This window comes from Dehalococcoidia bacterium (assembly GCA_028711995.1).
Classification (GTDB): Bacteria; Chloroflexota; Dehalococcoidia; order SZUA-161; family SpSt-899; genus JAQTRE01.
Window position 1 is genome coordinate 1 of the sequence record JAQTRE010000157.1, and the last position, 6,585, is coordinate 6,585.

Annotated in this window: 7 protein-coding genes; 2 read left to right on the plus strand and 5 right to left on the minus strand. The window is 50.4% G+C overall.

What is annotated here, in order from left to right:
• Window positions 1-284: 284 nt before the first annotated feature.
• On the plus strand, window positions 285-1,154 hold the full coding sequence (locus tag PHV74_14285; GenBank protein ID MDD5095525.1) for a universal stress protein: 870 nt from the start codon (window positions 285-287) through the stop codon (window positions 1,152-1,154).
• 112 nt (window positions 1,155-1,266) lie between these two features.
• Here PHV74_14285 and PHV74_14290 read toward each other — a convergent pair whose 3' ends face one another.
• The 4 genes from PHV74_14290 to PHV74_14305 form a co-directional block, all read right to left on the minus strand.
• Entirely contained in the window at window positions 1,267-2,388 is a 1,122-nt protein-coding gene (locus PHV74_14290; GenBank protein ID MDD5095526.1) for a hypothetical protein, read from the minus strand.
• A gap of 230 nt (window positions 2,389-2,618) precedes the next feature.
• A complete protein-coding gene (locus PHV74_14295; protein MDD5095527.1) occupies window positions 2,619-2,849 on the minus strand; it encodes a hypothetical protein in 231 nt (76 codons plus the stop codon).
• Between the two features lie 118 nt (window positions 2,850-2,967).
• Window positions 2,968-3,573 (minus strand): zinc-ribbon domain-containing protein, encoded by a 606-nt coding sequence (locus tag PHV74_14300; GenBank protein MDD5095528.1) that lies wholly within the window; start codon window positions 3,571-3,573, stop codon window positions 2,968-2,970.
• A 79-nt stretch (window positions 3,574-3,652) separates the two neighbouring features.
• On the minus strand, window positions 3,653-5,368 hold the full coding sequence (locus PHV74_14305) for a hypothetical protein (GenBank protein MDD5095529.1): 1,716 nt from the start codon (window positions 5,366-5,368) through the stop codon (window positions 3,653-3,655).
• A gap of 4 nt (window positions 5,369-5,372) precedes the next feature.
• Here PHV74_14305 and PHV74_14310 point away from each other — a divergent pair, with 4 nt between their 5' ends.
• Window positions 5,373-5,720: a hypothetical protein gene (locus tag PHV74_14310; protein MDD5095530.1), complete on the plus strand. Its 348-nt coding sequence runs from the start codon at window positions 5,373-5,375 to the stop codon at window positions 5,718-5,720.
• A gap of 18 nt (window positions 5,721-5,738) precedes the next feature.
• On the opposite strand, the gene PHV74_14315 is transcribed toward PHV74_14310, so the two are convergent.
• Window positions 5,739-6,149 carry a DUF4234 domain-containing protein gene (locus tag PHV74_14315; protein MDD5095531.1) on the minus strand — a complete coding sequence of 137 codons (411 nt, stop codon included), beginning with the start codon at window positions 6,147-6,149 and terminating at the stop codon, window positions 5,739-5,741.
• Between the last annotated feature and the right edge of the window lie 436 nt (window positions 6,150-6,585).

Consider the following 6,585-nt stretch of genomic DNA (forward strand, 5'->3'; position numbering starts at 1 on the left):
GTGCCGCCTCTGATTGCCATACTGCAATTATAAACGATTCACCCAGGAATTGTCAAGCATAGTACTGGCTACAATGTGCATTACAACAGGCTCGTCGCCAGCTTCATTTGATCGTGTTTAACTTTAGGCTAAGGCTTGTCTGGTGAATTGAACAAAGATGGTGCTCTCTCTTTGTCTGGCCTGTCCAGGGACTGCGGTTCGATCCTCCGTCGCGCAAACCCCCCTCGAATTTGGTGGCCTGCACGATTGTGCTACCTGCCCTGCACGTATATACTGAAACCCCTATGTATGAAAATATCGTGGTCACGCTGGATGGTTCGGATTTAGCCGAGGTAGCGCTTCCTTATGCTGCGGAGCTGATGGGGAAGCTCCGTTCCAAAATGACCCTGCTCCACGTCTGCGATGCCTCTGATACAGATCGACATCAGGAATATTTTGATCTCCTGGCCAAGGAAGTGAAACGGGACGCCGAGCAGTGCTGCGGGATGACAAATGCGCAGGTGGAGACGGTGATTCTGAATGGCAAACCGGCTGAGACGATCATCGACTATACCGAGAAGAATTCCATCGATCTGACCATCATGGCCACTCACGGAGCTTCCGGCATCAGCCGGTGGGCGCTGGGAAGTGTAGTAGATAAGGTAATCCACGGAACCACGAGACCGGTGGCTCTCATCAGAGCCAAGGGATCGCGTCCGGAGGTCCGCCTGGACGGGCTGCTGAACAGGATACTGGCCCCCCTGGACGGATCTGAAGTGGGAGAGGCCGCATTGCCGTACGTCAGGGAACTGGCGATGAAACTAAAGGCAAAAGTGGTTCTCTTTCAGGCTGTACAAAAGGATGAGTCCCTGGAGGAGATCAACTGGATTGAACTCAGAGACCTGTCAAAGAAAAGCGCCAGGGCTTGTCTTTCCAGGGCAGGATACTATCTGGAGAGAGAAGGCATCGAGGTGAAATCCGAAGTGAGGATCGGCAATCCGGCTAGCCAGATCATCGATGTGGCAACGGAAACCGGGTGCAGCATTATTGCCATGTCCACCCACGGACGCTCCGGAATCGATCGATGGGTATTCGGAAGCGTTGCCGAAAAGGTCCTCCGCGCCGGGAACACTCCCGTCCTTCTGGTTCGAGCGCCGGAAGGCGACGAAGCTTAAGCCCCGCCTTTTTGTCTCTCACTTCAAGAGAGACATGACCTCAACAGTCACTCCCGCTTGATCCCCGCCTATTGGATGCTGCACATTGTCATACAATAAGAGCCCGCAATCACTACCTGAACAGATAAGCATGTTTGGTGCCGGTTGCAGTAATTCCCTGAGACCAAGTGTTGGTCTGATAATCAGATTGGGAGATGCTGAACTGCCACGTGCCTGGTGTACCCGTAATGGTGACATAGCCACTCGAATCGGTAATTTGGTTGAATGAATTGCCGGAGGCATCCTGCCCTGTGACTTGTGCCCCGGAGACGACCGGGCCGCTGGCGCTGCCGTCATGGACGTAGAGGATCAGCGTAACCCCGCTCACAGGTTCAGGGTTCAGGAAAAAGGCGTGCTTTGTGCCGGTTGCAGTAATTCCCTGAGACCAAGTGTTGGCCTGATAACCAGATTGGGAGATACTGAATTGCCAGTCGCCCGGTGTACCGGTAATGGTGACGTAACCGTTGGAATTGGTGATTTGGCTGAATGAACTACCGGACGCGTCTTGTCCGGTGACCTGCGCCCCGGAGACAACCGGCCCGCTGGCGCTGCCGTCATGGACATAGAGGGTCAGCGTGAGCAATTCCACCGCGCCGGATGAATAGTATTGCTCCGGATGGATCCATCCGAGTTGGGGTGCAGCCATTGCATCGAGGGATGCACGCAACACACCTCGATGATCTACCACGCTAATAAGATTCCTCTCTCCGTCAGAAATCCCCACATGTCCGCAATTCGAGTTGATGGGTTTCCTGTCGTAGTAGACGATGGCTCCTTTTGGCGGATCACCTTGATTGATGAGATGTCTATGAGCTTCATAATCTTCAATAGCCGTGAGAAAACCTTCCCGATCAGCCAAAGGTCTTCCCAATGCTACTGTCATGACGGCTGAAACAAATCGATCACAGTAAGTGTAGCTTTCATCCACCCAGACAAGACCGGCATCGGCGAAAGCACCGACGCCTCGCGTTTGATTGAGCTGCCCGTAGGCCAGTTCATAAACCCTGTCCGCCAAACTGACGGCGGCGGTGCTTTCCGGTGACGCCGATGGAGATGGGGTTTCATCTTCGCTTATCTCGTCGATCTTATCCTTCACCTCGTCAATGGCGTCATCGACGCTGTCACAACCTGCCAGGCATATTCCCGCAAGAACCACACAGATCAGAAAAATGATTGTTGCTGCCCTGATTTTCATATCAAGAACCTCTCGTTTGTTTGGTTGGCATGCAGGAGCTGTCAGTCATGCATGCCAACCAAAAACTATGAACCAGACTATAGATAAACCCGATATATCTCAATCTTCGGAGCGATTCATTCGGCCTCCACACGAGAGATCAGTAATTCGAGTTTATCATTGCCCCCTCCGTATCAGTAAAACAAACACTTGACTGCAGGGGCCTCTCGTTTCCCAGCTAAAGAACTCCACTAATCCCCATATCTTTCTTCGTATGCCCGTCGCTCTTCAGGGGAGTCTCCTTCGCCTGCACGGAAATACTCTCTTTGACCTTCTTCATCCCATTGGCTGCCATCGAGCCTATCATACTCATAATCACTATTGCTGTCACTATTATTATTTGAGAGAATGACGGCGGCTACTATTCCTCCAATTAATACCAGAGCCAAAATCACCGCCAGAACCTTATTCTTCATTATCATTTCTCTGTTTCCTCCTCCGCCATTTTTCAGATGAGTCTATTCGGCAAGCATGCTTTTGAAGAAACCCGATCCCATCTCTCGCCAGGAACCGTCTCAAGAAACGGCTCGCGGGCAAACTTCAATTTCCGGAACGGCCCATCCGGCTTCCCACAATCATGGTTACAGCACCCAGCAGCGCCAGTATCCAGCCGGCATGAGGAGTAGCATAGATGGTGTAGGAATCGTCATCGTAGCGATATCCAGATGAAGGGTCCCAGGTGAGCGCATATCCTTCCAGATAGCCGAAATTAGCTATAATGCATATCAGGGATAGTAATCCCGCCAAGAGCCATAATTTTCGTTTGGGCACTCCGGTGAAAAAAGCGTATGCGACGGAGCCAATACCTACCACCGCACAGAGGATCATCAACACCGTTGGCAAACCACAGCCGATCCACATTGGGTCCCAATCGCTGAACAGGCGCATCAGTTCACTTTTTACTGAGCCAAAGGCGTCAAGCGCGATGCTTCCCCCATCACATTCATCCCCGGCGCAGCGTAATGAGAGCCAGTCGGGGGCTAAGGCGATAAGCGTCAGAATGGCTCCTCCGCCAGTGACCACCAATGCCTTGAGTAAACCTGGATCAGACTTGGCAACCGAATTGCCAGAAGCTTGCTGCGATCCGCATGATGGGCAAAACGTCGCATCATCTGAAATCTGCTGTCCGCATTTCCTGCAAAACATGCGTTTTGACCTCCTTACTTCGTCTCTTTGTCTTGAACTGGTGTCAGATATCTCTGGGTAGCAACAAGAGGATTGCCCATTACTTTGAGAAGAGAACAGTTAATCCATCCAAGGTTCCCGTGGATACTACAGTCCCATCTTTCTGGATTCCTATGGTGCGCCTTCCATCAGTGTAAATTTGCTGGATGTCTGTCCACCCTTCCACATCGCACTGACCGTAGTTGTTCTGTCCAGTAGCAACGACAGTTCCATCCGTCTTCAAACCCACTGTATGGCCCCAAGCTGCAATCTGTACGATATCCGTCCACCCACCAACATCGCATGGATCTCCTTGTCTGTTTTTTGCAGAGTATCCGAAAGCAACAACCGTTCCATCAGTCTTCAAACCAACGGAATGGCGAGAGCCACCGGCTACCATTTGGATATCTGTCCAGCTTCCCAGTTCATCTCTACCATAATATATGTCTCCTACCGCAACTACCGTTCCGTCCTTTCTCAGCCCCAGTGTGTGAAGGTCTCCGACAGCAATTTCCTGAATATCCGTCCACTCATCGAAATAGTACTGACCTCCTCCATCTCTTCCGGGCACGAAACCAACCACTGTCCCATCATTCTTCAAGCCGACTACGTGATATTGTCCAACTACAATCCGCTGGATATCCGTCCATGTCCTGGCCGGAAAGCGGAAGTTTGAGGAGTCTTCTCCAGTAACCATAACCACTCCGGTATCAGTGACGCCGATAATATAGTTGCCGTAGGTGGCGACTTGACGAATATCGGTCCATCCGCCGACGTTGCATTGGCCCTCCTCATTCCGACCTGCAGCAACCACAGTTCCATCTGCCCTTAACCCAACGGTGATATTTCTGTCAGTGATGACCTGCTGCACATTGGTCCAATCGGATACGTCGCATTCGCCAGCACCACATGACCCCAAAGCAACGACGGTCCCATCTTTCCTCACTGCTGCAGTATGTGAAGAAACAGAGATTTGTTGAATATCGGTCAAACCTTCCGTGTAATACTTGCCAAAACCCAAATTTCCTGCGCAGACTACTGTCCCGTCTTGCTTCAAGACCGCAATATGACTGTCGCTCAAAGAGACCTGCTGGACCGCTGACATGCCCGTAACAGCGTATATCCCATCACTCCAGTCTCCGGCGGCGACTATTGTGCCATCGGATTTGAGCCCAACTGTCTGCAGGTATCCAACCGCAATCTGCTGGATACCCGTCCAGTCCAGTGCATCACTGACGCCGTCACCGAGTCGTCCGATAGAAACTATCGTACCATCTGTCTTTAGCCCGACTAAATCTACGGTTGAGGCAGCGACCTGCTGAATATCTCTCCAGTACGCTGCTTCGCTCCAGCCACGCTGATGTTCTCCAGCAACAACCACAGACCCATTCGTCTTGATTCCGAGAGTATCATCGCCTGCCGCCGCCACGACATACTGGATGTCTTTCCAAGCCGTAACATCGCATGCGCCATACTCCTTCTTTCCGGTAGCGACTACAGTTCCATCTTTTTTTAGCCCAACCGTGTGATACTCACCAACGGCGATTTGCTGGATATCTGTCCAGCTTTCCACATCACACTGGCCATCTTCATTCTCACCCACGGCAACGACAGTACCGTCTTTCCTCAAACCCACCGTATGATGAGCACCAGCCCCGATTTGCTGGATATCCTTCCATGATTCAACATCACATTCCCAGTGTGTATTCTGGCCGACGGCAAGCACAGTGCCATCTGTTTTCAGGGCTACGGTATGTACGCCACCAGCAGCCACCATTTGAATGCTGGAAGAATTTGATTTTGAAGTAGGCGTCTCATCGTTGGACGAGGATGTATTGTTATCTGCACTGGGATTTCTAGTGGCGTTACTTTCAGAAGTGGGCATGTTATCACTGGATGATGTACCGTTTAAAACAGCATTGTCACTGCTGGAACTTCCATCATCACCCCCTCCACATCCGACCAGTGCTGCAACCAGCAGGAATGCGAATCCTATCTTGAGCAAGTTCTTGATTGTGTTTCGATTCATGTATCCTTCCTTTATGTCAAAATCAATACCTGAGTATGCTCACGGAAGCGGGTCATCTCCCAGCGATTTTTGTTTTTGGCAACTGCAACACAGCAGTTAGAATCCTTATAAAAGCATTCTAACTGACGGTCTGCCGAGCCACTTGCAGAACAGAATCTTCAATAGCATGGAACTCGCCGTAGAGGTTCTCCGGGTCAGTGTGAATCTTATGATCCCACACCAGGCCCCAAATACCGAAAGTGACGATTATCAGACAAAGATAGCCAATGTAGCTTCTGTTTTTTGACGGATCGATCTTGAAGCTCAGAGGATACTTGATCAACCCCAGTTTGTTCCATATTTGAGATAAATGATCATCAAATTCCTGCTCCGTCTTTTGCAGCTGATCCCATACCCTATTCATCTTGTACCACCAGATAAATCCGTAAATACCCAGAGTGACAATGCTGAGTAAGAACGATTTACCCGCTTCGACCTGCTTGATGTCATTAGCAAAAGTCAGTTTGACCTCATTCTTCAGGTCTTCCAACTGAGGACGAATCTCGTCATACTGGTTATGCTCCTTTGCACCATGATACTCCCTCCCTTCTGAAAGATTTGTGAACGCTTGAGGATTCGTTTTACCCTTGAATTTCAGATCGCCAGTCTATACAATGCCTACTATACCTGCATGCTGCATAATCTGCATAATGCAACTACTGCATGTTGCAGTTAGTATATCCCAGTCCCCTGCCCATGTCAAGAGCGCGCATGGCTTTATGATTCCGGTTACCGATCATCCCGGAGAGGAAATGTACCGTCGGTCTTGACAAAAGCGTGTTGATAATATAAGAAAGAACTGGCGTTCCTGCAAAAAGGTAGCGCCTTGGTATTGAAGCTGATATTGGGATGCGATAGACTCAAGTTGAGGCTATTCGACTTGAGGTGAAGGGATGTTCAGAGAGAACCACAGGCATAAGCAGACA